The sequence below is a fragment of the Aerophototrophica crusticola genome (genome assembly GCF_012913305.1).
Classification (GTDB): domain Bacteria; phylum Pseudomonadota; class Alphaproteobacteria; order Azospirillales; family Azospirillaceae; genus Niveispirillum; species Niveispirillum crusticola.
The window spans coordinates 1151861-1177074 of record NZ_CP051775.1; the positions used below are offsets into that span (position 1 = coordinate 1151861).

25 protein-coding genes, 1 tRNA gene and 1 pseudogene are annotated in these 25214 nt (G+C 68.2%); 12 read left to right on the forward strand and 15 right to left on the reverse strand.

Going from position 1 to position 25214, the window contains the following annotated elements; all coding sequences use genetic code 11:
- Nucleotides 1–29: 29 nt before the first annotated feature.
- The 6 genes and pseudogenes from HHL28_RS19100 to HHL28_RS05580 form a co-directional block, all read right to left on the reverse strand.
- A pseudogene (locus tag HHL28_RS19100) lies at nt 30–532 on the reverse strand (iron-containing alcohol dehydrogenase); the annotation flags it as partial.
- A gap of 95 nt (nt 533–627) precedes the next feature.
- On the reverse strand, nt 628–1353 hold the full coding sequence (locus HHL28_RS05560; protein WP_075769268.1) for a hypothetical protein: 726 nt from the start codon (nt 1351–1353) through the stop codon (nt 628–630).
- Between the two features lie 122 nt (nt 1354–1475).
- Nucleotides 1476–2012, reverse strand: coding sequence for a glutathione peroxidase (locus HHL28_RS05565; RefSeq protein WP_075769269.1), 537 nt, complete (start codon nt 2010–2012; stop codon nt 1476–1478).
- 210 nt (nt 2013–2222) lie between these two features.
- Nucleotides 2223–4433, reverse strand: coding sequence for an LPS-assembly protein LptD (locus HHL28_RS05570; protein WP_404326588.1), 2211 nt, complete (start codon nt 4431–4433; stop codon nt 2223–2225).
- A gap of 146 nt (nt 4434–4579) precedes the next feature.
- Nucleotides 4580–4822, reverse strand: a complete 243-nt coding sequence (locus tag HHL28_RS05575) for an Lrp/AsnC ligand binding domain-containing protein (protein ID WP_075769271.1) — start codon at nt 4820–4822, stop codon at nt 4580–4582.
- 5 nt (nt 4823–4827) lie between these two features.
- Entirely contained in the window at nt 4828–6408 is a 1581-nt protein-coding gene (locus tag HHL28_RS05580) for a DEAD/DEAH box helicase (RefSeq protein WP_075769272.1), read from the reverse strand.
- A 205-nt stretch (nt 6409–6613) separates the two neighbouring features.
- On the opposite strand from HHL28_RS05580, the gene HHL28_RS05585 reads away from it, so the two are divergent.
- Nucleotides 6614–7333, forward strand: coding sequence for an alpha/beta fold hydrolase (locus tag HHL28_RS05585; protein ID WP_075769273.1), 720 nt, complete (start codon nt 6614–6616; stop codon nt 7331–7333).
- Between the two features lie 79 nt (nt 7334–7412).
- Nucleotides 7413–7541, forward strand: a complete 129-nt coding sequence (locus HHL28_RS18370) for a hypothetical protein (RefSeq protein ID WP_404326590.1) — start codon at nt 7413–7415, stop codon at nt 7539–7541.
- 15 nt (nt 7542–7556) lie between these two features.
- Here the strand turns inward: HHL28_RS18370 and HHL28_RS05590 are convergent, their stop codons facing one another.
- Nucleotides 7557–8096, reverse strand: coding sequence for an isochorismatase family protein (locus tag HHL28_RS05590; RefSeq protein WP_075769274.1), 540 nt, complete (start codon nt 8094–8096; stop codon nt 7557–7559).
- A gap of 18 nt (nt 8097–8114) precedes the next feature.
- Nucleotides 8115–10106, reverse strand: a complete 1992-nt coding sequence (gene parE / locus HHL28_RS05595) for a DNA topoisomerase IV subunit B (protein ID WP_075769275.1) — start codon at nt 10104–10106, stop codon at nt 8115–8117.
- A 99-nt stretch (nt 10107–10205) separates the two neighbouring features.
- Here parE and HHL28_RS05600 point away from each other — a divergent pair, with 99 nt between their 5' ends.
- Nucleotides 10206–10604, forward strand: coding sequence for an acyl-CoA thioesterase (locus tag HHL28_RS05600; RefSeq protein WP_075769276.1), 399 nt, complete (start codon nt 10206–10208; stop codon nt 10602–10604).
- A 65-nt stretch (nt 10605–10669) separates the two neighbouring features.
- Here HHL28_RS05600 and HHL28_RS05605 read toward each other — a convergent pair whose 3' ends face one another.
- Nucleotides 10670–10939 carry a hypothetical protein gene (locus HHL28_RS05605; protein ID WP_075769277.1) on the reverse strand — a complete coding sequence of 90 codons (270 nt, stop codon included), beginning with the start codon at nt 10937–10939 and terminating at the stop codon, nt 10670–10672.
- A 139-nt stretch (nt 10940–11078) separates the two neighbouring features.
- Nucleotides 11079–11519 carry a response regulator gene (locus tag HHL28_RS05610; protein ID WP_075769278.1) on the reverse strand — a complete coding sequence of 147 codons (441 nt, stop codon included), beginning with the start codon at nt 11517–11519 and terminating at the stop codon, nt 11079–11081.
- 392 nt (nt 11520–11911) lie between these two features.
- Between HHL28_RS05610 and HHL28_RS05615 the strand changes: the two genes are divergently transcribed.
- The 3 genes from HHL28_RS05615 to HHL28_RS18375 are packed head-to-tail and all read left to right on the forward strand — an operon-like array spanning nt 11912 to nt 15153.
- Nucleotides 11912–12907, forward strand: coding sequence for an aliphatic sulfonate ABC transporter substrate-binding protein (locus HHL28_RS05615; RefSeq protein ID WP_075769279.1), 996 nt, complete (start codon nt 11912–11914; stop codon nt 12905–12907).
- Nucleotides 12908–12966: 59 nt separating this feature from the next.
- The gene (locus HHL28_RS05620; RefSeq protein ID WP_169654851.1) at nt 12967–13767 is read left to right on the forward strand and encodes an ABC transporter permease; all 801 of its coding nucleotides are present in this window, start codon (nt 12967–12969) and stop codon (nt 13765–13767) included.
- Nucleotides 13768–13770: 3 nt separating this feature from the next.
- Nucleotides 13771–15153: an ATP-binding cassette domain-containing protein gene (locus HHL28_RS18375; protein WP_404326595.1), complete on the forward strand. Its 1383-nt coding sequence runs from the start codon at nt 13771–13773 to the stop codon at nt 15151–15153.
- Nucleotides 15154–15263: 110 nt separating this feature from the next.
- Here HHL28_RS18375 and HHL28_RS05635 read toward each other — a convergent pair whose 3' ends face one another.
- Nucleotides 15264–15653 carry a c-type cytochrome gene (locus tag HHL28_RS05635; protein WP_075769283.1) on the reverse strand — a complete coding sequence of 130 codons (390 nt, stop codon included), beginning with the start codon at nt 15651–15653 and terminating at the stop codon, nt 15264–15266.
- 208 nt (nt 15654–15861) lie between these two features.
- Nucleotides 15862–15949 (reverse strand) — tRNA-Ser (locus HHL28_RS05640).
- 212 nt (nt 15950–16161) lie between these two features.
- On the opposite strand from HHL28_RS05640, the gene HHL28_RS05645 reads away from it, so the two are divergent.
- The 3 genes from HHL28_RS05645 (at nt 16162) to HHL28_RS05655 (ending at nt 19457) form a co-directional block, all read left to right on the forward strand.
- The gene (locus HHL28_RS05645) at nt 16162–18537 is read left to right on the forward strand and encodes a response regulator (RefSeq protein ID WP_404326598.1); all 2376 of its coding nucleotides are present in this window, start codon (nt 16162–16164) and stop codon (nt 18535–18537) included.
- Between the two features lie 44 nt (nt 18538–18581).
- Complete coding sequence (locus HHL28_RS05650) at nt 18582–18992, forward strand: response regulator (protein ID WP_404326599.1); 411 nt, start codon at nt 18582–18584, stop codon at nt 18990–18992.
- Between the two features lie 102 nt (nt 18993–19094).
- Nucleotides 19095–19457 (forward strand): DUF4112 domain-containing protein, encoded by a 363-nt coding sequence (locus HHL28_RS05655; protein ID WP_075769286.1) that lies wholly within the window; start codon nt 19095–19097, stop codon nt 19455–19457.
- Between the two features lie 4 nt (nt 19458–19461).
- Here HHL28_RS05655 and HHL28_RS05660 read toward each other — a convergent pair whose 3' ends face one another.
- Both HHL28_RS05660 and HHL28_RS05665 read right to left on the reverse strand, forming a co-directional pair.
- Nucleotides 19462–20727, reverse strand: a complete 1266-nt coding sequence (locus HHL28_RS05660; protein WP_075769287.1) for a diaminopimelate decarboxylase — start codon at nt 20725–20727, stop codon at nt 19462–19464.
- A gap of 22 nt (nt 20728–20749) precedes the next feature.
- The gene (locus HHL28_RS05665) at nt 20750–21289 is read right to left on the reverse strand and encodes an SET domain-containing protein-lysine N-methyltransferase (protein WP_083698821.1); all 540 of its coding nucleotides are present in this window, start codon (nt 21287–21289) and stop codon (nt 20750–20752) included.
- Nucleotides 21290–21527: 238 nt separating this feature from the next.
- Here HHL28_RS05665 and HHL28_RS05670 point away from each other — a divergent pair, with 238 nt between their 5' ends.
- Both HHL28_RS05670 and HHL28_RS05675 read left to right on the forward strand, forming a co-directional pair.
- Complete coding sequence (locus tag HHL28_RS05670; RefSeq protein ID WP_075769288.1) at nt 21528–22787, forward strand: acyl-CoA dehydrogenase family protein; 1260 nt, start codon at nt 21528–21530, stop codon at nt 22785–22787.
- A 127-nt stretch (nt 22788–22914) separates the two neighbouring features.
- Nucleotides 22915–23190, forward strand: coding sequence for a hypothetical protein (locus tag HHL28_RS05675; protein ID WP_075769289.1), 276 nt, complete (start codon nt 22915–22917; stop codon nt 23188–23190).
- Between the two features lie 7 nt (nt 23191–23197).
- Here the strand turns inward: HHL28_RS05675 and HHL28_RS05680 are convergent, their stop codons facing one another.
- Complete coding sequence (locus tag HHL28_RS05680) at nt 23198–23644, reverse strand: GFA family protein (RefSeq protein ID WP_075769290.1); 447 nt, start codon at nt 23642–23644, stop codon at nt 23198–23200.
- Between the two features lie 345 nt (nt 23645–23989).
- Here HHL28_RS05680 and HHL28_RS05685 point away from each other — a divergent pair, with 345 nt between their 5' ends.
- Nucleotides 23990–25183 carry a type III PLP-dependent enzyme gene (locus HHL28_RS05685; protein ID WP_075769291.1) on the forward strand — a complete coding sequence of 398 codons (1194 nt, stop codon included), beginning with the start codon at nt 23990–23992 and terminating at the stop codon, nt 25181–25183.
- The last annotated feature ends 31 nt before the right edge of the window (nt 25184–25214 follow it).

Below are 25214 nucleotides of genomic sequence, written 5' to 3' on the forward strand. Positions count from 1 at the left end.
GCGGGATGGCGCAACACGCGCCGCTGCCGTGTCTCCGGGTCCGTGATGACGGCGGTGGAACGTACCTCCGCCCCGCTGCCGGCGGTGGTCGGTACGGCGATCAGCGGTGGTGGCGGCGTCGGCGTGGGCACCGCGGCCATGGCGTCGTCCACCTCCGCCCGCCAGGGGTCGTTCAGGCCCGTGGCCATCAGCCCAACGACCTTGGCGACGTCGATCGCGCTGCCGCCCCGAAGGCCACCAGCCCGTCATGGCGCCCGGCCTTGTAGGCCGACAGTCCAGCCTCCGCATGGCGCAGGGTCGGGTTGGACCGGATGTCGGAGAAGACGGCCACCTCGATCCCCTGTCCGGCACAGGATGACAGTACCTGGCGCAGGATGCCCAGCCCTGCCACGCCCGGGTCGGTCACCAACAGGGGCCGCTCCATGCCGTGGTGTCGGCATAGGCTTGGCAGTTCCTGCACCCGTCCCACCCCGAACCGAACCGGAATCGGTTCCGACCAGTCAGCCCGCAGGGTATTGACGTCGCCTTCCATGTCCCGCTCCTCCGCTACCCCCTGACCGTGACAACATCAGGATAGCGGCCAGGATCACGGAATGGGGCGGGGGATAAGGGGAAGGGTGCCCGGGTTCAGGGAAACGGGCAGCGTGTGCCGTTGATTTCGACGAAGGACCGCGCGCCCTGGTTCACGGTGAAGCGGAACTCCTTGTCGCCCACCACCACGGAATGTTCCAGGGGCAGGGGCCCCGTGGCGCTGGTGGCTTGGCCGTCGGCCTGGACGAACTTCAGGGTCACCGGCTTGGTGGGATCGAACCAGGCTTCCACGTTCCCGGCGGCATTGCGGGCCGGCTGGCCCCCGCCGGTCACGGTGATGGCCCCGTCGGCAAAGGCCACCTGGGTGTTGGCCCCCTTGTAGACGGGGGTGGGCAGCACGAACCGCTTCACCTCCGCCGGGGCGCAGGCGCGGCGCATGCCGGTCTGCTCGATCACGAAGGCCAGGCGGGTCGGGTCCACGCCCTCCGCCAGCCGCTTGGCCAGCAGGTCCCGCAGCTTGGCAAGGTCGCCGCTCGGCACCTCCCGCTGCAGGCGGATCTCCAGCTCGTTGGCGCGGATCTCCTGGGTCTGGGCAATCTGCTGGAGCTGGGCGGCACGCTTCTCCGCCTTGTCCTTGGCGGCGGCCATGGCGGCCACCTCCTGCTCAAGGGAGTCGGCCCTGGATTTCACCTGCTCCACGCCCACGGTGTAGGAAAACCCCGCGATGCCAGCGAGCACCACCAACCCGGACAGCCAGGTCAGCAGGCGGGACCAGAAGCGCCGCCGCCGGCGGCGGTTGTAGTCATAGAGGCCGTAGCTCATTCCGGGATCAGCGCCGCGCATGGGGTGGGGTGCCGCCGGCTAACCCGGACGGATGAGTGCGGACCCTAACGGCAGGGCCAGGCAAACTCAAGGCGCAGCGCTGTGGCCTTTGCCGCTACTGCTCAGCGCGGCAGCACTTTCTCGATGGCATCCTTCAGCACCGCGCTCTGCGGCGCGACGGTGGAGGGGAAAGCGGCTACCAGCGTGCCGTCCGGGGCCACCAGATACTTGTGGAAGTTCCATTTCGGCGGCCCCTTCTCCGCCCCGGCCCATTTGTAGAAGGGGTGGGCCTGGGGGCCAGTGACGGCCACCTTGGCGGTCATGGGGAAATCGATGGCAAAGTTCACGGCGCAGAATTCCTTGATCTGCGACTCGGACCCCGGCTCCTGGCCGCCGAAGTCGTTGGACGGCACGCCAAGTACCACCAACCCTTTGTCCCGGTAGGCCTGCCACAAGGCCTGCAACCCCTCATACTGCGGGGTATAACCGCAGAGCGACGCCGTGTTCACGACCAGCACGGCCTTGCCCTTATAACCGGACAGGGGCAGGGGCCCGCCCTCGATGGCGGTGAAGCCGTAATCCAGCGCACCCGCCGCCCAGGCGCCGGGCGAAGACAGGGCCGTGAAAGCGACCAGGGCGGGAAGAATCAGGCGGCGCATGGCAGGTCCGTGGCGGTGTCTGTCCCTACAACATAGGCCCGCCGAACCCCGTCGCCAGGGCGTAGAGCGTGTTTACGCAAGCCATAAACACGCTCCGGCGGCGACTGCCGCCGCGCGGGCCCATGCCCGCGTAAGCCAAGCCGCGAATGCGGCGCCGGCGTGTGAGGAACAGGGAACGCTAGGCCCGTTTCCAGTCTGCGGGAAACAGGCCTAGCGCGCGTCCTGCTGGCCGAAGACGTTGCCGGAGATGGAAGGGCTCAGGAACTCGCCCAGGTTCTTGAACACCAGGCGGAAGAACACCCTGTCCCCGCTGTCGATGCCAGAGCGCTGGGTGAAGTCGCGCTCGCCTACCAGCTGGAAGGTCAGGCACTCGTCCTGGTAGGTCAGCACCAGGCCCGTGGCGATAGGACCGCCGTTTTCCGCCAGGTCGCGCCGGTGGCTGACGCCCGCCGACCAGTAGCGGGAGAAGGAGGAGTTGACGCCGACCGTCAGCTCCTCCCGGTTCTGGGAGGCGGTGCCGCGCTCCAAAGTCAGCCGGTCCAGGTACAGGTAGCTGGCATTGACCCGGAACTCCGCCGGCCCGGCGGACACATAGGCCTCGTGCCGGCGCTGGGCCAGGGTGTCGCTGTCCAGGCGGAAGGAATAGGACAGGTCCAGCCAGGGGCTGGGGGTGAGTTGCAGCCGGCCGACCACGTCCGACCATTTCTTCTCCAGGCCGGAGCCCTGGGGGAAGTCCGTCTCCTCCTGCAAGCGGTAGCTCTGGCCCAGGAACAGGGAGCTGCTGCCGCCGCCGAAGCCGAACAGGCCCGCCTTGACGCCGTAGGTCACCCGTTGGCCGCCCTCCAGCCGGTCCACGCCGGGGAAGCGCGACGGCAGGAACAAGTTCGAATGGTCGAACTCGATGTCCTGGCTGTCCTCATTCGGGATGTCGTCGTCGTTCACATTGTTCGGCGCGGCCGAGAACATGACAATGGGCTCGATAAGCTGCTGCACCGTCCCGCTCTGCCGGGCCAGCGGGAAGCTCATCATCCACTGGGCCTGGGGGAAGACCCGCAGGCTTGTCTCGTTGTCCCGCTCCGCCGCGGCCAGGGTGGGCCTGTAGTCATTGGCCCAATAGGCGTCGGCCCGGATGCTGGCGGCGAAGGTGTTCACCAGCCCGATGGGCGCCACCAAATCCCGGCGCCAGCCGGTCTGGGCGGAGATGCGCCGCGTGTCGGTGCCGTCGGCCCGGGTCAGGGCCAGCAGGTTTCCGTCAACGGACCAGCGCCCGCCCAACAGGCTGCCCGGCTCCCCCAGCGCGCTGTAGGTCGCCAGAGGGAAGACCAGCGGCTCCTCTTCCGGGTTGCCGGGCCGCAGGTCCTGGAAGCTGTAGGCGTTGAGCGACAGGTAGTCCCGTGCGTTGAACCGCTCCACGAAGGCGCGGGAGGTCAGCAAGTCCTTCTCGCTGTAATCATAGCGCCGCAAGTGGCTGTCGTCCGACGTGCGCTCCAGGTCGAAGCCCCAGCGCCATTGCTGGTTAATGTCGAAGCGACCATTGCCGAAGGCGTGCCAGCGGAACTCGTTGTCGGCGGTCTGGGCCGCGCCGAATCCTTCCGTCCGCTCCGCATAGGTGGCGCTGCCCGACAGGGTCATGCTGCCGGAGCTGAAACGCTGGCGGTACTGGCCGCCCAGCAGCAGCCCGTCCTCCGTGCTGGGCGTGACCTCCAGGGTGAAGTCCTTGGAAGGGTCGATGTCGAAGAAATAATAGATGCGGGCGTAGGTGCCGATGTCGCTGTTGAAGCCGCCACCCGGCGCCAGGAAGCCGCTGCGCCGCTTCACCGACGGGTCGGGGTGGGAGAAGAAGGGTGTGTAAGCCACGGGGATGCCCCCGATCTCCAGCAGCGCATCCCGGTAATAGATTTCCTTCGCTTCTGTGTCATGGGTGACGCGGGCGGCCCGGATCTGCCAGAGGGGTGACCGGGTCGGGTCCTCCTGGCACAGGTCGCAGGGGCTGTAGACCGCCTTCTCCATGCGCACATAGCGCCCGTCCACCCGCTCACCCTCCGCGGCGGCGATGCGGGAATTGTCCGCCATCAGCACGCGCACCCGGTCGATGAAGCCCTGGCGCATGTCGTCGGCCAACTCGACATAGTCGGCGAACACCACTTCGCCGCTGGGCTCCAGCATGGAGACGTTGCCGCTGGCGGTGACGACGTTGGTCTTCTCGCTGAACTGGACCTTGTCGGCCAGCAGGATCCGGGTGCCCTGGGCCAGCTCCACCCGGCCGGAGGCCGTGACGATGCCCGTCTTGTCGTCATAGTCCACCGAATCCGCGCTCAACAGCACGGGCTGGCCGCTGCCCGTGGGCTGGGCCAGGGCCGGGCCGGCCAGCAGGAAGCAGGCGGCAACGGCGGTGCCGAGGAGACGGCGGCGGAATGTCATGGGGGAGGGCATCAGCAGACGGGGGCGTCGGGCAGGGATCGCGCCCACCTTTCCCTTACCCCGCCTGGAAGTCAACCGCGCGGCCGTGCGGGCGGGGCTTAACGCGTCCAATACTTGGGATGGCCTGTGGACGGCCATGCCCCGCGTCAGACGAAAGCCTTGAAGGTGATGATGGTGAAAGTGTCCTTCACCCCGGCCAGGGTCTGGATACGGCCGGTGACGAAGTGGCCGATATCGTCGCCATCGGCCAGGAAACACTTCATCATCAGGTCGTACTGGCCGGAGATGGAGTGCACCTCGGAGACCTCCTCCACCGTCTGTACGGCGAGGTCGGCCACCTCATAGGCCTTGCCAAGCTCGCACTTCACCTGGACGAAGATGGTCTGCATGGCCTTCAGCCCTCGGAGTCGGCCCCGGTCTCGGTCGCCGACGCGGCCTTGGGCGGGCGGGCGGCGCGCAGGATGAAGGCCGGCACGTCGTCACCGAAGCCGATGACCGGCACCCGATCCTCGTCCTGCTCCTCCCGGCGGCGGCGGCGATCCTCGCGGTGGTCGCGATAGTCACTGCGGTCGCGGCCCCCCTCCACGCGGGGATACGCCTCGACCCGGTCGCGACGCTCACCCCGGGCGGGACGCTCGGCGCGCTCCTCCTGGGCAGGGCGCTCATCGCGGCGGCGACGGTGGCGCGGCTCCTGGTCCGGCTCGGCGGCGGCGACGGCTTCCACGGGCGCAGCCTCCGCGGCCTCGCCCCGGGGGCGGCGGGAACGGTCGCGGTCACGCCTCGGCTCATCCTTCTTGCCACCGCGGCCACCGCGGCGGCGGCCGGCGCCCTCGGAGAAGTCCAGCTCGGGCGACTCTAGCCCGTCCACCAGGACGCGCGGAATCTCCTTGCCGATGAGCTTCTCAATGGCCAGGACCAGCTTGCCGTCCTCCGGCGTCGCGATGGTGAAGGCGCGGCCGGACTTGCCCGCCCGGCCGGTGCGGCCGATGCGGTGGACATAGTCCTCGGAGTGGTGGGGCGTATCGAAGTTGAAGACGTGGCTGACGCCGGAAATGTCGATACCGCGGGCCGCCACGTCGGAGCAGACCAGCAGGTCCAGCTTGCCTGCCTTGAAGGCCTCCAGTGTCTCCGTCCGCTTGGACTGGACCATGTCGCCGTGCAGGGCGCCGGCGTTGAAGCCGTGCTTGACCAGCGACTGGTGCAGGATCGCCACGTCCTTCTTGCGGTTGCAGAAGATGAAGGCGTTCTTGACGTCGTCCGTCTTCAGGAAGTGGCGCAGCGCCTTGCGCTTGTCCATGTCGTCCACGACGACCAGCGCCTGGGTCACCGTCGCTGCGGGGGAGGCGGGCGGGGCCACCGTCACCTCACGCGGGTTCATCAGGAACTGGTCGGCCAGCCGCTTGATCTCCGGCGGCATGGTGGCGCTGAAGAACAGGGTCTGGCGGATCTTGGGAAGCAGGCCGACGATGCGCTCGATATCGGGGATGAACCCCATGTCGAGCATGCGGTCCGCCTCGTCGATCACCAGGATCTTGATGTCGGTCAGCAGGATGTTGCCGCGGTCGAACAGGTCCATCATGCGGCCGGGCGTGGCGATCAGCACGTCCACGCCACGTTCCAGCTTCTTGATCTGGTCGCCGAAGGACTCGCCGCCGATCAGCAGCGCCATGTTCAGCTTGTTGTACTTGCCGTAGGTCTCGAAGTTTTCGGCGACCTGGGCGGCCAGCTCGCGGGTCGGCTCCAGGATGAGCGAGCGCGGCATCCGCGCCTTGGCCCGGCCCTGGGCCAGGATCTCGATCATCGGCAGGGTGAAGCCGGCCGTCTTGCCTGTCCCGGTCTGGGCGCAGCCGAGCACGTCCCGCCCCTGGAGAACCCACGGGATCGCCTTTTCCTGGATGGGAGTCGGCGTGGTGTAGCCGGCATCCTCAACGGCGCGCAGGACTTCGGGCCCGAGCCCAAGTTCCGAAAAGTGCATTCGGCCTTCGTCTTATGCTGGGACGTCGATCAGTGCCGTGACGTCAGCGGCATAGATGGGTTGCTTCACCCGCTGGTCAATGCCGGTGGGGCGAGCCCGGCGGGCAGACAGCAGACAAGCCGCGCGGCTTGGCACCGGCGTCGGCCTGGGCTACGGTCCGGGTTTCCCTATCAAGGTTCGGGCCACAGGGCAAGGATTTCGGGCGATGTCGGCGCAATACAGGAACGCAAGGCTGCCCCTCGTGCTGTTGCCGGGCTTGTTGTGCGACGCACGGCTCTGGAATCATCAAGCTTCGCACCTGTCGGACATGGCCGACATCTCCGTGCCGGACATGACCGGTGCGGACAGCATGGTGGCCCTGGCGGGGCAGGTCCTGGCCCACATGCCGGACCGATTCGCCCTGGCCGGCCTGTCCATGGGCGGCTACCTGGCCTTTGAGATCCTGCGCCAAGCACCGGGGCGTGTGTCCAGGCTCTGCCTGCTGGACACCACCGCCCGCCCCGACACGGCGGAGCAGCGGGCGCGCAGGGAAGGGCTGATCCGCTTGGCCGAGGGCGGCAAGTTTGCCTCGATTCCCGGTTTGCTGCTGCCGAACCTCATCCACCCGGACCGGCTCCGCGACGAGTCCCTGGCCGGCACCATCACCGCCATGGCCCTCGACATCGGGGTGGAGGCGTTCTGCCGGCAGCAGCGGGCCATCATGGACCGTCCCGACAGCCGTCCCGGCCTGCCAAGCATCCAGGTACCCACCCTCTGCATCGTCGGGCGGGAAGACGCCATCACCCCGCCGGACCGGGCGGAGGAAATGGCGGCCGGCATCCCTGGCGCCAGGGTCGCCGTCGTGGAGCGCTGTGGCCACCTGTCGACGTTGGAGCAACCGGAAGCCGTCACCGCCTTGATGCGGGAGTGGCTGGCCCAGCCCTGACCTTCACCCCCGCGGCATCGGCGCGGTTGCAGGGGCAGGGGCCAGCGGCTAGGGTCTCGCCATCCTGAGGGAGGGTTCCATGAGCTTCGCCGCCATCGGCGTCCTGTTCGTCGTCACCGCCATTTCCGCCGTCTGCATCTTCGCCCTGAAGGCGCCGGAGGGGGACGGCCACGGCCACCACCATGGCCACGGGCACGGTCACCACTGAGGTCGGGCAAGGCCGCTACCGGATCAGCGCCAGGATGTCCCTGAACTCCGGCCGGTCATAGCGGCCCATCCACTCGAACAAGGCCATTTCCACGGTGACCACGTCCACCCCGTGGGCGCGCATCCGTTCCAGCGCGGCGGCCTTGTTCTCGGCATGGCGGGAGCCGACGGCGTCTGCCGCCACCGCGACGGGCAGGCCGATGGCCCGCAAGCCCAGTGCCGTCTGCAACACGCAGACATGCGCCTCTGCCCCGCACAGCACCACGGTGCCGCCGGCCTCAGCCCAGGTGCGGAAGGCCGGGACATGGGTGGCGTCGAACGTGGCCTTGTCGAAGGCCTGTTCGGCCAGCCCTGCCAGGGGTTCCACGGTCCCACCGATGCCCGCGGGGTTCTGTTCCGTCGCCACGACAGGCACCCCCAACCGCCGCGCCCCTGTCGCCAGGATGCGGCAGCGGTTGGTCACGTGGTCACCATGTTGCACGGCCCGCAATAGCCGGCCCTGCATGTCGATGATGGCGAGGCGAGAGGAAGAGCCGTCCAGGGTCAAACGTGCCATCCCACCCGGCCTCCTGTCCTAGACGTCCAGATCCTGCGCGAACTTGGCATTCTCGGTGATGTACTTGAAGCGCAGTTCCGCCTTGCGGCCCATCAGGCTTTCCACCAGGCTCTGCGTCGCCTTCACGTCGTCTTCCTGGTCCGGGTCCTTCAGGTCGGGCACGACCACGCGCAGCAGGGTGCGCTTGGACGGGTCCATGGTGGTTTCCTTCAGCTGCCCCGGCGGCATCTCGCCCAGACCCTTGAACCGGCTGATCTCCACCTTGCCGCGCACGTTCTTGAAGACGGTCTTCATCAGCTCGTCCTTGTGCGCGTCGTCACGGGCATAGCGCACCGTGTTGCCGCCGGACAGGCGATAGAGTGGCGGCAGGGCCAGGTACAGGTGCCCCGACTGGATCAGGCCCGGCATCTCCCGGTAGAAGAACGTCATGAGCAAGCTGGCGATGTGGGCACCGTCCACGTCCGCGTCGGTCATGATGATGACCCGCTCATACCGCAGCTTGTCGACGCTGAACTCCTTGCCCGTCCCGCAGCCCAGCGCCTGGGCGAGGTCGGCCAGTTCCTGGTTGCCGCGCAACTTGTCCACGGACGCGCTGGCCACGTTCAGGATCTTGCCGCGAAGGGGCAGGATGGCCTGGGTTTCCCGGTTGCGGGCCTGCTTGGCGGAGCCGCCGGCCGAGTCACCCTCGACGATGAAGATCTCCGTGTTCTCGGCACTCTGCCGGGAGCAGTCGGCCAGCTTGCCGGGCAACCGCAGGCGCCGTGTGGGCGACTTGCGGGCCATCTCCTTGGCAGCGCGCTTGCGTGCCCGCTCCTCCGCCTTCTCGATCAGCCGCTCGATCAGGGCCTTGGAGGCGTCGGGCGTGGCGGAGAGCCAGTGGTCGAAATGGTCCTTGATGGCCACGTCCACTAGGCGCTGCGCCTCCGGGCTGACCAAGCGTTCCTTGGTCTGGCCCTGGAACTGCGGGTCGCGGATGAAGACGGACAGCAGCACGGTGGCCCCGTCCATCACGTCGTCCGCCGTGACTTGTGCCGCCCGCTTGTTGCCCACCAACTCCCCATATCCCTTCAGCGCCCGGGTGAGGGCGGAGCGCAGGCCCTGCTCATGGGTGCCGCCCAGGGGGGTGGGGATAGTGTTGCAGTAGGTGTGGCTGAAGCCCTCATCATCGTCCGGCCAGGCGATGGCCCATTCCACCCGACCCGCCTCATTGGGGAAGGCGGTTTCCCCCGCGAAGGGTTGCGGGGTGACGGAACGGCGGTCCTTCAGCGCGCCTGAGAGATAGTCCAGCAGGCCGTTCGGGAAATGCAGCGTCTCCGCCGCCGGCACGGGGCTGTCGGCGGCCAGCAGGCCGGGGTCGCAGCTCCAGCGGATTTCCACGCCCCGGTACAGGTACGCCTTGGAGCGGCAGAGGCGGTACAGCCGCTCCGGCTTCAGCTTGGCGTCTTCCCCGAAGATCAGGGCGTCGGGGTGGAAGGTGACGACGGTGCCGCGCCGGTTGTGCACGGGGCCCACATTGACGATGGGGCCCAGCGGCACGCCGCGGCTGTAGGTCTGGGTGAAAAGCTGGCGGTCGCGCGCCACCTCCACATGCAGCCGGTCGGACAGGGCGTTCACCACGGCGGAGCCCACGCCGTGCAGGCCGCCGGACGTGGCGTAGACCTTGCCGGAGAACTTGCCGCCGGAGTGCAGGGTGGTGAAGATCACCTCCAGCGCCGACTTGCCGGGGTACTTGGGGTGCTCGTCCACCGGGATGCCGCGGCCATTGTCGCGCACGGTCACGCTGCCGTCGGCCGCCAGCTCCAGGTCGATGCGGCTGGCATGGCCTGCCACCGCCTCATCCATGGCGTTGTCGAGGATTTCCGAGGCGAGGTGGTGCAGCGCTCGCTCATCCGTGCCGCCGATATACATGCCGGGGCGGCGGCGTACGGGTTCAAGCCCTTCCAACACCTCGATATCCGAGGCGGAATAGCTGTCCTGCTTGCGGGCGGTGTTCTGGAACAAGTCGCTCATGGTGCAGGATTATAAGGCTGATGCCCGCGCTTGTTCAAGGAATGCGGCATCCTGGCACTGCCTGCCACCAGATTTTGTAACCTGAGGGAAACACAGACCATGGCCCCACCGGACGACGGCGTTCCCGACTTCGACCGCGACGCGCCGGCCCTGCGCACCTTCGCCATGCCCCGGGACCTCAACGGCAACGGGGATGTGTTCGGCGGCTGGGTGATGTCGCAGATGGACCTGGCCGGGGCGGCGGTGGCTGCCCGCCGGGCCAAGGGCCGGCTCGCCACCGTGGGCGTGGAGGCGATGAAGTTCCTGCGCCCCGTCAGCTTAGGCGACGAGGTGAACTTCTATGGCCGGATCGAGAAGGTGGGCACCACCTCCATCCGCGTGAAGATCGACGTCTGGAGCCGCCGCTACAGCGGGGAGGCATTCAAGGTGACGGAGGGCGTCTTCACCTATGTGGCCCTGGGTGAGGACCGCCGGCCACGCCCCGTGCCGCCGGAATGACCTGCTGAAAAGCGAAGGGCCGCCCCGGAGGGGGCGGCCCTGGCCTTGTGCGCTGCCGGGACGGCTTAGCGGGGCGTGCCGCCGGTGCCGCTGCCGCTGCCCGTGGTGCCGCCGGACGTGTCCGGGGTGGTCGGCGGGGTGGTGGCGCCCGGGGTCGTGGTGTCACCCGTGCCGGTGCCCGGCGTGGTCGGGGTGGTGGTACCCTCGGTGGCCGGAGGGTTGGAGGTGGCCGGCGGCGGGGAGCTGGTGTTGCCCGCGTTGTTGCCAGCGTTGTCGCCACAGGCGGCAAGACCGAAAACCATGGCGGTGGACAGCAGCCAAATCTTGGCGCGCATCTGCATGCTCCTTGTCACGTGGTCACGAGCGGTCACGTCTGGCCCAGGACCGACTCCCAGGCCTGCCATCCCCTGAACACGCCGGTTGCCGGTATTATTCCCGCGAAAAATGCCGGTCTCGACAATTCGCGGCCGCTGCTCAGGCTGTGCCGCTTTCCCCGGGCTGGCTCAGCCGCCGGAAGGCCAGTTCCAGCGCCGCCCGGAGCTGGGGCGCGGAGTAGGGTTTCTGCACGAAACCCAGGGGGAAGGTCTGCGCCACCCGGGCCAGGGTGTGCTCATCCGCGTAGGCTGACAGGTAGACGGACCGGGTGCCCAGTTCCGAGCGCAGGCGCCGGGCCGTGTCGATCCCGTCCACCGGCCCGCGCAACCGGATGTCCATCAGGGCAAGCTCCGGCCGCTCCGCCGTGGCCAGGGTCACCGCCTCCGGCTCGGACGCGGCGATGCCCACCACCTCATAACCCATTTCCTGGAGGGTGAGCCGGATGCCCAGGGCAACCAACGCGTCATCCTCCACGATCAGGATGCGCCGCCGGGCGGTGTGGGTGCTGGTCTGTTCCGCCGTCGCCGTGCTTTCCGTCATCTCTATCCGTCTTGGCCGCGTCGCGGGTCCCGTGGCGCACCCGTAAACCATCACCTTATCGGTTGCAGAGATGACGGCATCTCATTCCGATCAGGCAACTGGATGGTTATGAGAACCCGAGGGAACGGGCAACCCGAATTCTAGGCCGACGGCATCGGCCGAAAGTTAGACCGGATTTCGAAGCATCTGAAACACACTCAAAATGCTGTTCAACTATCCGTTTGACAAAGCTTTGATGAGGAAATAGCGTCCCACCCATGGTCGGCGCCGATTTGAGCCTCAGCTTGCGGGCGCCTAAGAAATGCGGCTAAAGCGGGGGGCGAGGTCAGAGATGATGTCCGCCCCAGCCCACGCTGCGGCGGACTTTTTGTTTCTGACCAAGGAGATGGATGATGATCTTCCGCCGTACCCTGATCCTCGCCGCCGGTGCCCTGGCGCTGGTCGGCGCGGCCTCCGGACTGCTGCCGGGCAAGACCCTGGCCGCGGACAAGCCTGATACGGTCACCCTGGACTTCGCCACCTACAACCCCCTCAGCCTGCTGCTGAAGGAGCGGGGCTGGGCGGAGCAGGAGTTCGCCAAGGACGGCATCAAGGTCCGTTGGGTGCAGAGCCTGGGCTCCAACAAGGCCATCGAGTTCCTGAACGCCAAGGGCGTGGATTTCGGGTCCACCGCCGGCGCCGCGGCCCTGCTGGCCCGGATCAATGGCGGGTCCCTGAAGTCCGTCTATGTCTTCTCCCAGCCTGAATGGACGGCGCTGGTCACGGGCAAGGACAGCGCCATCGCCAAGGTCACCGACCTGAAGGGCAAGCGCGTCGCTGTGACGCGGGGCACCGATCCCTACATCTTCCTGCTGCGCGCCTTGGCCGACCACGGCCTGACCGAGAAGGACATCAAGGTCGTGCTGCTGCAACACCAGGACGGACGGACGGCGCTGGAGGCAGGGCAGGTGGACGCCTGGGCCGGGCTGGACCCGATGATGGCCCAGACGGAGCTGCAGGCCGGCAGCAAGCTGTTCTACCGCGCGCCGGAGCTGAACACCTGGGGCGTGCTGAATGTGCGGGAAGATTTCGCCGCCCAGCAGCCGGAGATCGTCGCCAAGGTCCTCCAGCTCTATGAGAAGGCCCGGGCGGAGGCGAAGGCCAACCCCGCCGTGCTGCAAGGGATTCTGGCCAAGGTGGCGAACCTTGACCCGGCCGTGGCAGCCAAGCAGCTTGAGCGCACCAAGCTGAACAACGGGCCCATCGGCGCCGCCCAGCGGGATACCATCCTGAAGGCGGGCCAAGCACTGCAGCAGGCCGGCGTGGTCGCGGCGGACGTGGACGTGGCGGCCCAGGTGGATGCGCTGATCGAGCCGTCCTTCGGCAAGCGCCTGTCGGCCGCGAACTGAGGGGAGGGGCAGGCCATGGCGTCCGTCGAGCGCACCGACCCTGCCCCCTCCGCCCCGCCGTGACAGGCAATGTCCTGTCACGGCTGCGGCAGGGCGGGTTGGCGGACCTGGCCGTCGGGCTGGTGGTCCCGGTCACGCTGCTGCTGGCGTGGGAGGTGGCTGGCCGAGCTGGCTGGATTTCCACCAAGCTGCTGCCGGCCCCTTCCACCGTGCTCGCCGCTATCGCCACCCTGGTGGAGAGCGGGGAACTGTGGACCCATGTCTGGGCCACGCTCTGGCGGGTCCTGGTGGGCTTCGGGCTGGGCGTCGCCGCGGGCACCGCCATCGGTGCCCTGACCGGCTATTCCACCCTGGCGCGGCGGCTGCTGGACCCCACCATCCAGGCCCTGCGCAACATCCCCAGCATCGCCTGGGTGCCGCTGTTCATCCTGTGGTTCGGCATCTTCGAGACGTCGAAGGTCCTACTGATCGCGGTGGGCGTCTTCTTCCCCGTCTACCTGAACCTGGCCAGCGCCATCCATGACGTGGACCGCAAGCTGGTGGAGGTGGCGCGGGTCTATCGCTACAACGGCTGGCAGATGGTCACCCGGGTGCTGTTGCCCGCGGCCCTGCCGACCTATGTCATCGGCCTGCGCTCCGGCCTGGGGTTGGGCTGGATGTTCGTGGTGGCGGCGGAGATCATGGGCGCCAGCGAGGGGTTGGGATACCTGCTGGTGGACGGGCAGATGAGCGGGCGGACGCCCGTGATCCTGGGCAGCATCACGCTGTTCGCCATCCTGGGCAAGATGACCGACCTGGCCCTGGCCAGGGCCACGGCCCCGCTGGCCGCCTGGCAGGACGGGTTCAAGGGGAAGGGGTAAGGGATGCTGCGCCTGACCGACGTGGCGAAGCGCTACGCCAACGGCTACCTGGCCCTGTCCGGCATCAGCCTGGGCGTGGGGCGGGGGGATATACTGGCCCTGGTGGGCGGTTCCGGCTGTGGCAAGAGCACGCTGCTGCGCCTCGTCTCCGGCCTGGACCAGCCCACGGGCGGGCTGGTGGAGCTGGACGGCTCCCCCGTCACCGGGCCACGGCCGGACATCGCGGTGGTGTTCCAGGAGCCGCGGCTGATGCCCTGGCTGAAGATCGCCGACAATGTGGCGTTCGGCCTGACGGGCGTGCGGCGGGCGGAGAAGTACCAGTTGGTGGCGGACGCGTTGGAGCGGGTGGGCCTGACCCGATTCGCCACGGCCCTGCCGCGGCAACTCTCCGGCGGCATGGCCCAGCGCGTGGCCCTGGCCCGGGCGCTGGTGACGCGGCCCAAGGTGCTGCTGCTGGACGAACCCTTCAGCGCCCTGGACGCCCTGACCCGCGCCGATCTGCAGGACCATCTGGTGGATGTCTGGTCCGGCTACCCGCCGGAGGAGCGGCCGACCCTGGTGCTGGTCACCCACGACATCGACGAGGCGCTGGTCCTGGCCGACCGGGTGGTGGTGCTGGCCGGTAATCCCGGGCGGGTGCATGTGGAGGAGGCGGTCATCCTGTCCCGCCAGGGCCGCCGGGACGACGAACGGCTGCCGGCCCTGCGGACGAGACTATTGGAGGCGTTGCGCGCCGCCCAGCGCGCGGGCCAGGATGCCCGTCGGAGGAACCCGGGCCGGCGCCCTCGCCAAGCTTCCGCGAGCAGCCGGCCTGAGGCGGCCTGTCAGAAACAGCCCCTAACGCACGGAAGAAGAACGATGAAGGCGGATGAACTGCGCGGGCTCCAGGCCCCGCTGAAGCAGCGCTACAAGGACCAGCCGGACGCTGCGGTGGTCACCCTCAAGGCCCAGGGCACCCTGGACAGCGACAAGCTGGTCTGCAAGGTGGAGACGGGCCGCGCCCTGGTGGAGGCGGGCCTGCACCCGGCCACGGGCGGTCCGGGCAGCTTCGCCTGCTCCGGCGACATGCTGCTGGAGGCGCTGGTGGCCTGCGCCGGCGTGACCCTGAAGGCCGTCGCCACGGCGCTGGAACTGCGGGTGACCGGTGGCAGCGTGCGGGCGGAGGGTGACCTGGACTTCCGCGGCACCCTGGGCGTGGCCAAGGACGCCCCCGTGGGCTTCCGCGACATCCGCCTGACCTTCGACCTGGAAGGCGACCTGAGCGAGGAGCAGAAGGCCACCCTGGCCAAGCTGACGGAGCGCTACTGCGTGGTCTACCAGACCCTGCGCCAACCGCCGCCGGTGGACGTGGCCTTCAACGTGGCGCCACCCACTGCCCTGGCGTGACCCGTAGGTCGGATTAGGAGCCGCAAGGTTCCGTAATCCGACAATCCCGGGCCGCCACGCGTGCCGTCGGATTACGCGGGCTTACGCCCGCTAATCCGACCTACGGCGCCTTACTTCAGGCTGTTGAGATAGGCGATCAGGTAGTCCTGCTGCGCCTTGTCGGCGATGGCCACGTGGCGCATGCGGGTCTGCGGCACCAGGGCGGTGTTGTCCGCGATCCAGAGGCGAAGATTGTCCTCCGTCCAGGTCAGGCCGGAGTCCTCCAGCGCCTTGGAATATTTGAACCGCGGCTGGGACCCGGCCTTGCGGCCAACCACGCCCACCAGGCTGGGGCCGAACGTGTTCTTCGACGGGTCGGCGGAGTGGCAGGCATGGCAGTTGGCGTTGAACACGCCTTCCCCGGCCGCGGCCATCGCCGCCTTGCCATCCTCCGCCCGCGCCGCCGCCGCGCCCAGCACGCCCGCCAGCACGACGCCGGCCAGCAATCCTGCCTTCCTCATTCCCGCTCTCCCGAAGGACGGCCGGCCCCGTGGCCGACCATTTCTGATGACGGGAAGCAGCGTAGGCAGGCCTGGGGCAGGACGTCCCTGCGGTAGATCAAATCGACAGGGGCAAAGAACTTGCCCTATAGTTGGTCTGGATGGGGTTTCACTGCTGTCGCGCAATAAAACTATTGTACTTTAGTATTGTGCGGACCAGGAAACAGGCTGGCGGATGGGGTGGGATTCGAACCCACGGTGAGTTGCCCCACGGCGGTTTTCAAGACCGCTGCCTTAAACCACTCGGCCACCCATCCGTACCGGCCCTTTCCTAGCGGCCCGCGCCCTTTCCGGCAAGGGGGTCGCTGCCATGTCGCATCCGGGAGGGGAAGACCCCATACCCCTTCTGGGTGAAGCGGGCCCTCTTCTATGTTAGCGTCCGGGTTGATCGGCCCCGGCCCGCACACGGCATCCGCCTTGGGCGGCAAGGGTGGTGGGCGGAGCCAGCTTGGGCCGGCAGAGGTGCTGCGTGACGGACAGCGACGATCTGGACGACCTGTTCGCGCCGGAGGATGGGGACGAAGGCGGGGAAGGGCACTTGGCGGCCCATGGGGTTCCCTGGCCCGTGCTGGTCGTGGACGATGATGAGGAAGTCCACATCATGACGCGGCTCGTCCTGGGCAAGCTGCGCTACAACGACCGGCCCCTGGAACTGCTGATGGCCCATTCGGCCGCGGAGGCCGAGGACATCCTGCGTCGCCGCGACGACATCGCCGTGGCGCTGCTGGACATCGTGATGGAGACGGACGACGCGGGCCTGCGCCTGGCCCGAAAGATCCGGGAGGAGTTCGGCAACAGCGACGTCCGCATTGTCTTGCGCACCGGCCAGCCCGGCCAAGCCCCGGTGCGGGACGTGATCGTCAGCTATGACATCAACGACTACAAGTCGAAGACCGAGCTGACCTCGGAGAAGCTGTTCATCACCATCGTCACCGGCCTGCGCTCCTACGACAACATCCGCAGTGCCCGGGCGGCGGAGAGCGCCAGCCGGCTGAAGTCCAGCTTCCTTGCGGCCATGAGCCATGAGATCCGCACGCCGATGAACGGGGTGCTGGGCATGCTGGAGTTGATGGCCCACACCAGCCTGACCTCCGACCAACGGGAAATGCTGGGCACGGCACGCGAGTCGGCGGGCACGCTGCTGCACATCATCGACGACATCCTGGACTTCTCGAAGATCGAGGCGGGCCGGATGGACATTGACCGGCACCCGCTGGACCTGCCGGCCCTGGTGGAAGGGGTGGCGGAGACGCTGGTCCCCAATGCCCGCAAGAAGGGCTTGGCCTTCCATGTCCATGTGGACCCGGCCATCCCCGACCGCCTGCTGGGCGACCCGGTGCGGCTGCGCCAAGTGCTGTTCAACCTGGCCGGCAACGCCATCAAGTTCACCGAGCACGGCGGCGTGGTTATCCGGGCGGAGCGCTTGTCCGGGGGCGGCGAGGGCTGGGTGACAGTGCGCGTCTCCGTCACCGACTCCGGCATCGGCATTGAGGAGTCGGTGCAGGCCAAGCTTTTCCAGCCCTTTACCCAGGCGGAGAAATCCACCAGCCGCCGCTTCGGCGGCACCGGCCTGGGCCTGTCCATCTGTCGTCGCCTGATGGAGTTGATGAAGGGGCAGATCGGGCTGGACAGCTGTCCGGGCCAAGGCTCCACCTTCTGGTTCACGGTGGCTTTGGAGGAAGAGCCCGGCCGGGATGACAGGGCCAAGCCGCCCTTGACCGGCATCCGCGTCCGGCTGGAAACAGTCGATTTAACCCTGGCCGGAACGGTGGGCGCCTATCTCGGGGCCGCCGGGGCGACGTTGGCGGAAGCCGGGGAAGATGCGGACGTGCTCGTCATGGGGAACGGCACGGGGGAGGATTGGGCCGTCCCTTCGGCAGGCCTGCCGGCCGTGATCATCGCCGACGCGGATTCGCGCCGTCCGCTGGATCTTGCCCCCGACGCGCGGTTGGTGGCCCGCCCGGTGCGACGGCTGGCCCTGGTCCGCGCCGTTGCCGCCGCGGCGGGTAGGGGGCAGGAGGCCGACAGCGGCCCGTCGGCCGCCCTGCTGCGCCCCACACGGGAACCGCCCCCGCGGGAGGAAGCCCAGGCACGCGGCACCCTGGTGCTGGTAGCCGAGGATCAGGCCGTGAACCAGATGGTCGTGCGGCGTCAGCTTGGCTTGTTGGGGGTGGCCTGCGATGTCTTCCCCAGCGGGCGGCAGGCGCTGGAGGCATGGCGGCGGGGTGGATATGGGCTTGTCCTGACCGACTGCAACATGCCCGACATGGACGGGTTCGAGCTGACCGAGGCCATCCGCGCCGCGGAGGCGGGTACCGGCCGCCATGTCCCCGTCATCGCCCTGACCGCGAACGCCATGGCGGGGGAGGACCAACGCTGCATCCGGGCCGGGATGGACGATTTCCTGGCCAAGCCTGTCGATCTCACCCGTCTGGACCAGTGCCTGCGCCGCTGGCTGCCCGCCGCGCTGGAACCGCTCGCGCCCGGTGCGGTGGCGGGGGGCGGGGGTCCGGGGCTTGTTCCATTCGACCCCGCCATGACCCTGGAACTGTTCGGCAGCATCGATACCGACGCCCGCGACTTCCTGCGGCAGTTCACCGACTCCGCCCGCCCATTGCTGGGGGCCGTGGAGGCTGCCCTGGCCGAGGGGGAGCTGGAGGAGGCCCGCCATCAGGCTCACGCTCTCGCCGGCGTCTGCAAGGCCGGCGGCGCGACCGAGCTGGCCGCGCTGGCGGATCGGGTCGAGCAGGCGCTGTTGGCCGGTCAACCCGAGTTGGCCCGTTCAGCCGCGGCGGACTTGCCCGGCGCCTTCCAGAGGATGGAAAGGTCTATCCAAACGCTATAGGCTAACCCAACGGGGTAAATTCCCGCCAACGTGCAGGGATGGTGATGGTGTTCTACGGCGCAAGCCCGTTCGGCCAGATGAAGGCGCTGGTGATCGAGGACCAGGACTTCATCCGCACGGTGGTGATCCGCATCCTGAAGCAGTTGGATTTCCATACGGTCTGGGAAGCGGATGACGGTTCGTCGGGCCTCTCCATCGCCCTGGAACGCAAGCCTGACGTGGTGATCTGTGACATCGAGATGCGACCGGTGGACGGGCTGACCTTCCTCAGCCACCTGCGCCAGAAGGAAGAGCTGGGCCGCCGCACGCCCGTAATCTTCCTGACCAACCACGCCCAGAAGGAAATGGTGCTTAAGGCCCGCGACCTGGGCGTGAACGCCTTCATCGCCAAACCGGTGACCGTCGTCGGCCTGCGGGAGAAGCTGATGGTCCTGCTGGGGCCTGTTCGCCGCTGAAACCCGCACGGATGCTGGGGCCAACGACAGAGGCACCCTTGCGCGCGCCCCGTCGGCTTCTTACCTCCGGGACAATGGGAGTTGCTTCGGGGGTGATGCCACATGCAGGCCATGCTGTTCCGGAACGAGGCGGTCCAGCGCCGCTATGACCGGGTCAACCGGCTGGCCGCCTTGATGGATGAGCGGGTGCGCGTCGGCCGTGTCCGCCTGCCCGTGGGTTGGGACGGAGTGCTGAACCTGGTGCCTGTGGTGGGCACCCTGGCTGCCAAGAGCACCGCCGGTTACATCGTCGTGGAAGGCGCCCGCATGGGCCTGCCAAAGCGCAAGGTGGCCCGCATGGCCCTGAACGTGGCCGTGGATTTCGTCGTCGGCGCCATCCCGGTGGTGGGCTGGGTGGCGGATTTCTTCCTGAAGGCCAACAGCCGCAACGTGCGCATCATCCGCCAGCATTTCGCCATGGGGTGACGGTTCACACCAACAGGTGCTCCGTCGCCTGGGCGCGCATGCAGTGGTCGCTGCCCATGGCGCTGGCATAGCCGCCGGCGTTCAGCAGGGCCAGGTAGTCGCCCTCCTGCATCACGGGCAGGGCAACGTTCTCCGCCCAGAGGTCCAGCGCCTCGTTGATGTTGCCGGCGATGGTCACCGTCTGTAGCGCCTCGGGCGCCCAGGCCGCTGCCGGATCGGCATGAAGGCTGGCCGGCACGGGCTCGCAGGGCAGCTTGTAGAACACCGGCTCGATGGCCAGGTTGAATCCGCCATCCACGCCGACGAAGGTGGTGTTGCGCTTCCGCTCCACCGTGTTGGCCTGGAGCACCAGCACGCCCGCGTCCTTCACGACAAAATCGCCGGGCTCCACCCAGACCTCCACGCCACGGCCGGCGAAGCTCTCACCGATGATGCCGGCCCAGCGCGCCAGGTCCAGCGGCCGGTCGCTGGCCACGTGGGGCACGCCCAGGCCGCCGCCCAGATTCACCACCTTGGGCGACTCCAGCCGGTCCAGGAACCACAGGCATTCCCGCACGACCTGCGCCCAGGCGTCCAACTGGTTGTTCAGGTAGCCGCAGCCCACATGGAAATGGATGCCTTCCACCTTCAGGCCCAGGTCCCGGGCCAGGGCCAGGGTCTCCTCGAACTGCTCCCGGTAGATGCCGAACTTGCTGGTCCGCTCCCCGCTGTAGCGCAGCAGCTGGTTCTCCCCATAGCCCACGCCCATGGCCGGGTTCACCCGGATGCCGATGGACCGGCCTGGCGCCACCTTGGCGAGGCGCCGCAGGGATGACTGGCTGTCCACGTTGATCCAGGCGCCGGGATGCCGCGCCAGCACGCCCAAGTCCGCTTCTGAGACCGAGGTGGCGGTGTAGGAGATGTCCTCTGCCCGGAAGCCGCAGCGGATGGCGTGGCGCAGCTCCCCGGGGGAGCAGGCGTCGATCCCGCACAGGCCCGACGTCTTCATCCAGGTCAGCAGCGGCCCGTACCGGTTGGCCTTCATGGCATAGCGGATGCGGGTGGTCAGGCCCGTCGTGTCCAGGGCCGCGCGCAGCCGCCGCAGGTTCGCCAGCACCCGTTCGCCGGAATAGAAGAAGGCGGGCCCGCCCGCCGCCCGCGCCGCCTCTGCCAGGTTCACCCCCGCCAGGCACAGGTCGCGGCCCACATAGCGCAGGTCCGGTCGCTCCCACCAGAAGCGGGGCAGGGCAACGGCGTCGGCCTGGGGGGCCGCCAGGGCGTCGGGGGGCATCGTCAGTCCTGAATCCTGAGTGTCATTCCGCCAGGCTGGGCATGCGGGCGGGCTCCCGCCGGCCGCTGATCCATTTCCGGCAGTTCGGGGCGCCGCACAGGCAGGGGAACTGCTTGAACAGCACGTCCTCCGTGCTGGCGTAATCCATGGTCAGTGCCTCACCGGCCCTGATGTCCTTCACGGCCCACAGTTCGAACCGCTGCATGTCCAGGAAGGTGTTGGGGTCGCAGGAATGCAGCAGGTAGCCGGTGAAGTAGGGGTCGTACAGGTGGCTGTCCGGACCGATCTGCAGCGTGTGCTGCATCACTTCATGCACCACGGTGCCGCTGATCTTGCAGATACGGTAGCCGCGGGCGAAGTCCCGGCGGGCATAGACGCCATAGCCCTTGGCATCGTTGTGGGTCGAGACCTCGAACTCCGCCGCGGTGGGATATCCGTCGCCGACACGGAAAATCTCTGGATACAGGCTCTCCGCCGGGCGAGGCAGGGAGTTGGGCAGGGTCAGGCTGGCAGCGAAGGGGGATGACAGTTGCGGCACCCGCCGCGTTCGGGGAACGGTCATGGGGGTGGATCTGTCCAGGGTTACCCCGCACCGGGGACCGACCATAGGGTTGCGTTAACCCTGACCGTTTCGCAAGCCCACAATTGCGGGGCAAGACTGCCCGGCCCTGCAATCTCACACCTGGTGTTCATTCTTTCAAACGCTTGTTTGAAAATTTACTGGCGACCGGGGCGGTGCGGGTCTATGCTCCCATCCAAACCGGCCCCGGGGCAGGGGGCGGAAGACAAAGGGGATCGCCATGGACTTCGCCTACACCGACAAGGTCGTCGCCCTGCAGGACCGGCTCAACCGCTTCATGGAGCGGCACATCTACCCGAACGAGGCGGCGCTGAACGCGGAGGTCGCGGCCGGCGACACCCGTTGGAAGCCCGTGGCCCTGCTGGAGGAGCTGAAGGCCAAGGCCAGGGCGGAGGGCCTGTGGAACCTGTTCCTGCCGGAAAGCGAGCTGGGTGCCGGCCTGACCAACGCCGAGTACGCGCCCCTTTGCGAGATCATGGGGCGCAGCCATTGGGCGCCGGAGGTGTTCAACTGCTCCGCCCCCGATACCGGCAACATGGAGGTGCTGGTCCGCTATGGCACGGCGGAGCACAAGAAGCGGTGGCTGGAGCCACTGCTGGCCGGGGAAATCCGCAGCGCCTTCGCCATGACGGAGCCTGAGGTCGCCAGCTCCGACGCCACCAACATCGCCACGGAGATCCGGCGCGACGGCGATTCCTACATCATCAATGGCCGGAAATGGTGGACCAGCGGGGCCAACGACACCCGCTGCAAGATCATGATCGTCATGGGCAAGACGGACCCGCACGGGACCGACCGGCACACCCAGCAGTCCATGATCCTGGTCCCCACCGACACGCCCGGCGTCACCATCCAGCGCTTCCTACCGGTCTTCGGCTTCGATGACGCGCCGCATGGCCATGCGGAGGTCACCTTCGACAATGTCCGGGTCCCGGTGGAGAACATCCTGCTGGGCGAGGGGCGCGGGTTCGAGATCGCGCAAGGCCGCCTGGGGCCCGGCCGCATCCACCACTGCATGCGCCTGATCGGCGCGGCGGAGCGGGCGTTGGAGCTGATGTGCCGCCGCCTGATGACCCGCACCGCCTTCGGCAAGCCGGTGGCCGCCCAGACCATCTGGCATGAGCGGATCGCCGAGTCCCGCATCCTGATCGACCAGGCGCGGCTGCTGACCCTGAAGGCCGCCTCCATGATGGACACGGTGGGCAACAAGGTGGCCCGCACCGAGATCGCGATGATCAAGGTCGTCGCCCCCAACATGGCCTGCCAGGTGATCGACTGGGCCATCCAGGCCTTCGGCGGCGCCGGTGTCAGCAGCGATTACCCGCTGGCCTGGATGTACGCCAACGCCCGCACCCTGCGCCTGGCCGACGGCCCGGACGAGGTGCACCGCAACCAGATCGCCAAGTGGGAACTGGGCAAGTACGACCCGCGCCAGCCTAGCCTCACCGGTGGCGACGCCTCGGTGAAGCCGCGGGCGTGATGAGCGGGGGGCAGGGCCGCCATGCGGTACGGTCCTGCCCCCCAAATCGCCTTTGTGACTTTGGTCACTTCGCAGGTGCGGTACCGGGGGTAGCGTCCGGGTCATGCCACATGACTTGGTGTCTTCCATGCGCCCGCTGCTCCCCGCCCTGTCGCTCCTGCTCCTCTCGGCCTGCGCCACCGCCGAGGCGCCCCGCCATGTGGCCCTGGCGGATGAGCACCAGGGCTTCGCCGGCTGCGCCCGGGTGACCCAGGCTTCCTGGCCCGGCGATGCCTACAAGGATCTGCGGGCGGAAAAGCTGGCGGCGTGCCTGGCGAAGGGTGGGCCCGAAGCCCGCCTGCCGGTTCAAGTGGCCGACCGCCGCGGCAATACCATCCTGCCGATCCAGGCCACGGACAAGTAATCCCGCCTCACCCTGACCGTTCCGGCGCCCAGTCGGGCCCGTCTTCCGCGTGGCGGGGCAATTTGTCTGTCGTGTCGAACCAGGGTAGCCGGCTTGATGTCCAGATATGGTATTGGGGCGGCAGCTTGCCCGGCTCATCCAGGCTGGCCACGCTGACATCCAACTCCGGCGGCCCCTCCGTATAGGCGAAGAACAGGGGCGTGCCGCAGTCCCGGCAGAACTGCCGAAGACCCTGGGCGCTGCTGTGATAGGTGGCCGGGGTGCCCTGGGTCACCCACACCCCGGCAGCAGGGAAGGTAGCCCAGGCCATGGCCGGGGCGCCGCTGGACCGCTGGCAGATGCGGCAATGGCAATAGGCCACGGTGTCGGGCGGCACCGCACCGGCGATGCGATAGCGCACCGCGCCGCAAAGGCAACCGCCCTCAAGGTACTCCACGCCCTCGGTCCCGGTCATGTGCGCCCTCCCTTCGGCCGGCCACGCGGCCCTGACATCCCAACAATCGGTGACCCGGCCCGGGAACATCGCCGGGCGAGTCGTCACGCCCTCTGCCTTGGGTGATAATTTTGTTTCGGCTGAAACGGTAGCGGCTTTGGACAGTGCGGGTCGGGAGGCTCCGCGGAAGGGCGTGATTGCTTTTTTCCCGGCCCCCTTTCCAAGCCCTTGGCCCACCGGCATAAACCGGGAAAAGACTGGGGGAGGGGACGCGGGACGGCCACCGGGGGGAGGCCGTCCCTAAGCCCGCCAGGGGTCATCCCAGGACCCCCTGTGACCACGCCAGAGACGTGCGGGAAGCCGGCCATGATCCAGACCTTCGCCGATGCCGCCGCCATGGTAGCAGCCCTGAAACCGGAAGAGCCGGTCTATTGCTACCGCCCGCATGAGCTGACCCGCCGTGCCCGCGCCTTCGTGGACAGCTTCCCGGGTGAGGTGCTGTACGCCGTCAAATGCAACCCGGAACCCCTGGTCGTCCGCGCCCTGTGGGAGGGCGGCATCCGCCACTTCGACACCGCGAGCCTGCCGGAGATCGCGGAAGTCCGCGCCCTCTACCCCGAGGCCGGCTGCTATTACATGCACCCGGTGAAGAGCCGGGAATCGATCCGCGCCGCCTATGACCAGCACGGCATCCGCCACTACGTGGTGGACCACCCGGACGAGTTGGAGAAGCTGTCCGACTGCACCGGCCGCGCTGGGGACGTGGTGGTGATGGTGCGCCTCGCCACCGCCCGCGGCGCCGCCGTCTATGATTTGGGCGGGAAGTTCGGTTGCACGGTGGAGCAGGGGGCCGCCCTGCTGTCCGCCGCCAAGGACCGGGGCCTGCGGGCCGGCGTCTGCTTCCATGTGGGCAGCCAGTGCCTGACCCCCACCAGCTACCTGGCCGCCCTGAAGCTGGTGCGCCAGTGCCTGGATATGGCGGGGGTGGAGCCGGCGGTGATCGACGTGGGCGGCGGCTTCCCCACGGAGTATGTCGGTTCCGACGCCCCGCCATTGGGCGACTTCATGGAGGCGATCCGCCAGGGGCTGAACGGCATCCGGCGCCCCGCCGACTGCTGCATCTGGTGCGAGCCCGGCCGGGGCATGGTGGCGTCCGGCGCCAGCCTGGTGGTGCGGGTGGAGATGCGCCGGGATGGCTTCCTGTACCTGAACGACGGGGTCTACGGCTCCCTCTGCGACCTGAAGTTCCCGGGCATCCACCTGCCCATGCGTGTGGTCCGGCCCGGCGGCCAGCCCAGCGCGGAGCTGGCCCCCTTCGGCCTGTTCGGCCCCACATGCGACTGCTACGACCAACTCCCCGGCCCCTACATGCTGCCGGCGGACGTGCGGGAGGGGGACTGGATCGAGATTGGCCAGGCCGGCGCCTACACCACCGCCACCCGCACCCGCTTCAACGGCTTCTTCGCCGGCCATGCGGTCATCGTGCAGGACGAGCCCTTCCTCCCCACCGCCCCCATGCGCCCCAACGAGGCCGCCCGCCTAGCCGCGGCGGCGGAGTAGGGCAGCCGGGGACCTTTCCGCTCCCGCCTCG

What these genes read in the sequence shown, in the direction of transcription:
- HHL28_RS05610 (WP_075769278.1), bottom strand. Translation starts at nt 11,519, where the DNA reads ATGACGGAAAGCACGGCGACGGCGGAACAGACCAGCACCCACACCGCC.
- HHL28_RS05615 (WP_075769279.1), top strand. Translation starts at nt 11,912, where the DNA reads ATGATCTTCCGCCGTACCCTGATCCTCGCCGCCGGTGCCCTGGCGCTG.
- parE (WP_075769275.1), bottom strand. Translation starts at nt 10,106, where the DNA reads ATGAGCGACTTGTTCCAGAACACCGCCCGCAAGCAGGACAGCTATTCC.
- HHL28_RS05635 (WP_075769283.1), bottom strand. Translation starts at nt 15,653, where the DNA reads ATGAGGAAGGCAGGATTGCTGGCCGGCGTCGTGCTGGCGGGCGTGCTG.
- HHL28_RS05600 (WP_075769276.1), top strand. Translation starts at nt 10,206, where the DNA reads ATGGCCCCACCGGACGACGGCGTTCCCGACTTCGACCGCGACGCGCCG.
- HHL28_RS05660 (WP_075769287.1), bottom strand. Translation starts at nt 20,727, where the DNA reads ATGCCCCCCGACGCCCTGGCGGCCCCCCAGGCCGACGCCGTTGCCCTG.
- HHL28_RS05590 (WP_075769274.1), bottom strand. Translation starts at nt 8,096, where the DNA reads ATGGCACGTTTGACCCTGGACGGCTCTTCCTCTCGCCTCGCCATCATC.
- HHL28_RS05675 (WP_075769289.1), top strand. Translation starts at nt 22,915, where the DNA reads ATGCGCCCGCTGCTCCCCGCCCTGTCGCTCCTGCTCCTCTCGGCCTGC.
- HHL28_RS05605 (WP_075769277.1), bottom strand. Translation starts at nt 10,939, where the DNA reads ATGCGCGCCAAGATTTGGCTGCTGTCCACCGCCATGGTTTTCGGTCTT.
- HHL28_RS18370 (WP_404326590.1), top strand. Translation starts at nt 7,413, where the DNA reads ATGAGCTTCGCCGCCATCGGCGTCCTGTTCGTCGTCACCGCCATTTCC.
- HHL28_RS05665 (WP_083698821.1), bottom strand. Translation starts at nt 21,289, where the DNA reads ATGACCGTTCCCCGAACGCGGCGGGTGCCGCAACTGTCATCCCCCTTC.
- HHL28_RS05565 (WP_075769269.1), bottom strand. Translation starts at nt 2,012, where the DNA reads ATGCGCCGCCTGATTCTTCCCGCCCTGGTCGCTTTCACGGCCCTGTCT.
- HHL28_RS05580 (WP_075769272.1), bottom strand. Translation starts at nt 6,408, where the DNA reads ATGCACTTTTCGGAACTTGGGCTCGGGCCCGAAGTCCTGCGCGCCGTT.
- HHL28_RS05575 (WP_075769271.1), bottom strand. Translation starts at nt 4,822, where the DNA reads ATGCAGACCATCTTCGTCCAGGTGAAGTGCGAGCTTGGCAAGGCCTAT.
- HHL28_RS05650 (WP_404326599.1), top strand. Translation starts at nt 18,582, where the DNA reads ATGGTGTTCTACGGCGCAAGCCCGTTCGGCCAGATGAAGGCGCTGGTG.
- HHL28_RS05685 (WP_075769291.1), top strand. Translation starts at nt 23,990, where the DNA reads ATGATCCAGACCTTCGCCGATGCCGCCGCCATGGTAGCAGCCCTGAAA.
- HHL28_RS05655 (WP_075769286.1), top strand. Translation starts at nt 19,095, where the DNA reads ATGCAGGCCATGCTGTTCCGGAACGAGGCGGTCCAGCGCCGCTATGAC.
- HHL28_RS18375 (WP_404326595.1), top strand. Translation starts at nt 13,771, where the DNA reads ATGCTGCGCCTGACCGACGTGGCGAAGCGCTACGCCAACGGCTACCTG.
- HHL28_RS05570 (WP_404326588.1), bottom strand. Translation starts at nt 4,433, where the DNA reads ATGACATTCCGCCGCCGTCTCCTCGGCACCGCCGTTGCCGCCTGCTTC.
- HHL28_RS05585 (WP_075769273.1), top strand. Translation starts at nt 6,614, where the DNA reads ATGTCGGCGCAATACAGGAACGCAAGGCTGCCCCTCGTGCTGTTGCCG.
- HHL28_RS05560 (WP_075769268.1), bottom strand. Translation starts at nt 1,353, where the DNA reads ATGAGCTACGGCCTCTATGACTACAACCGCCGCCGGCGGCGGCGCTTC.
- HHL28_RS05670 (WP_075769288.1), top strand. Translation starts at nt 21,528, where the DNA reads ATGGACTTCGCCTACACCGACAAGGTCGTCGCCCTGCAGGACCGGCTC.
- HHL28_RS05680 (WP_075769290.1), bottom strand. Translation starts at nt 23,644, where the DNA reads ATGACCGGGACCGAGGGCGTGGAGTACCTTGAGGGCGGTTGCCTTTGC.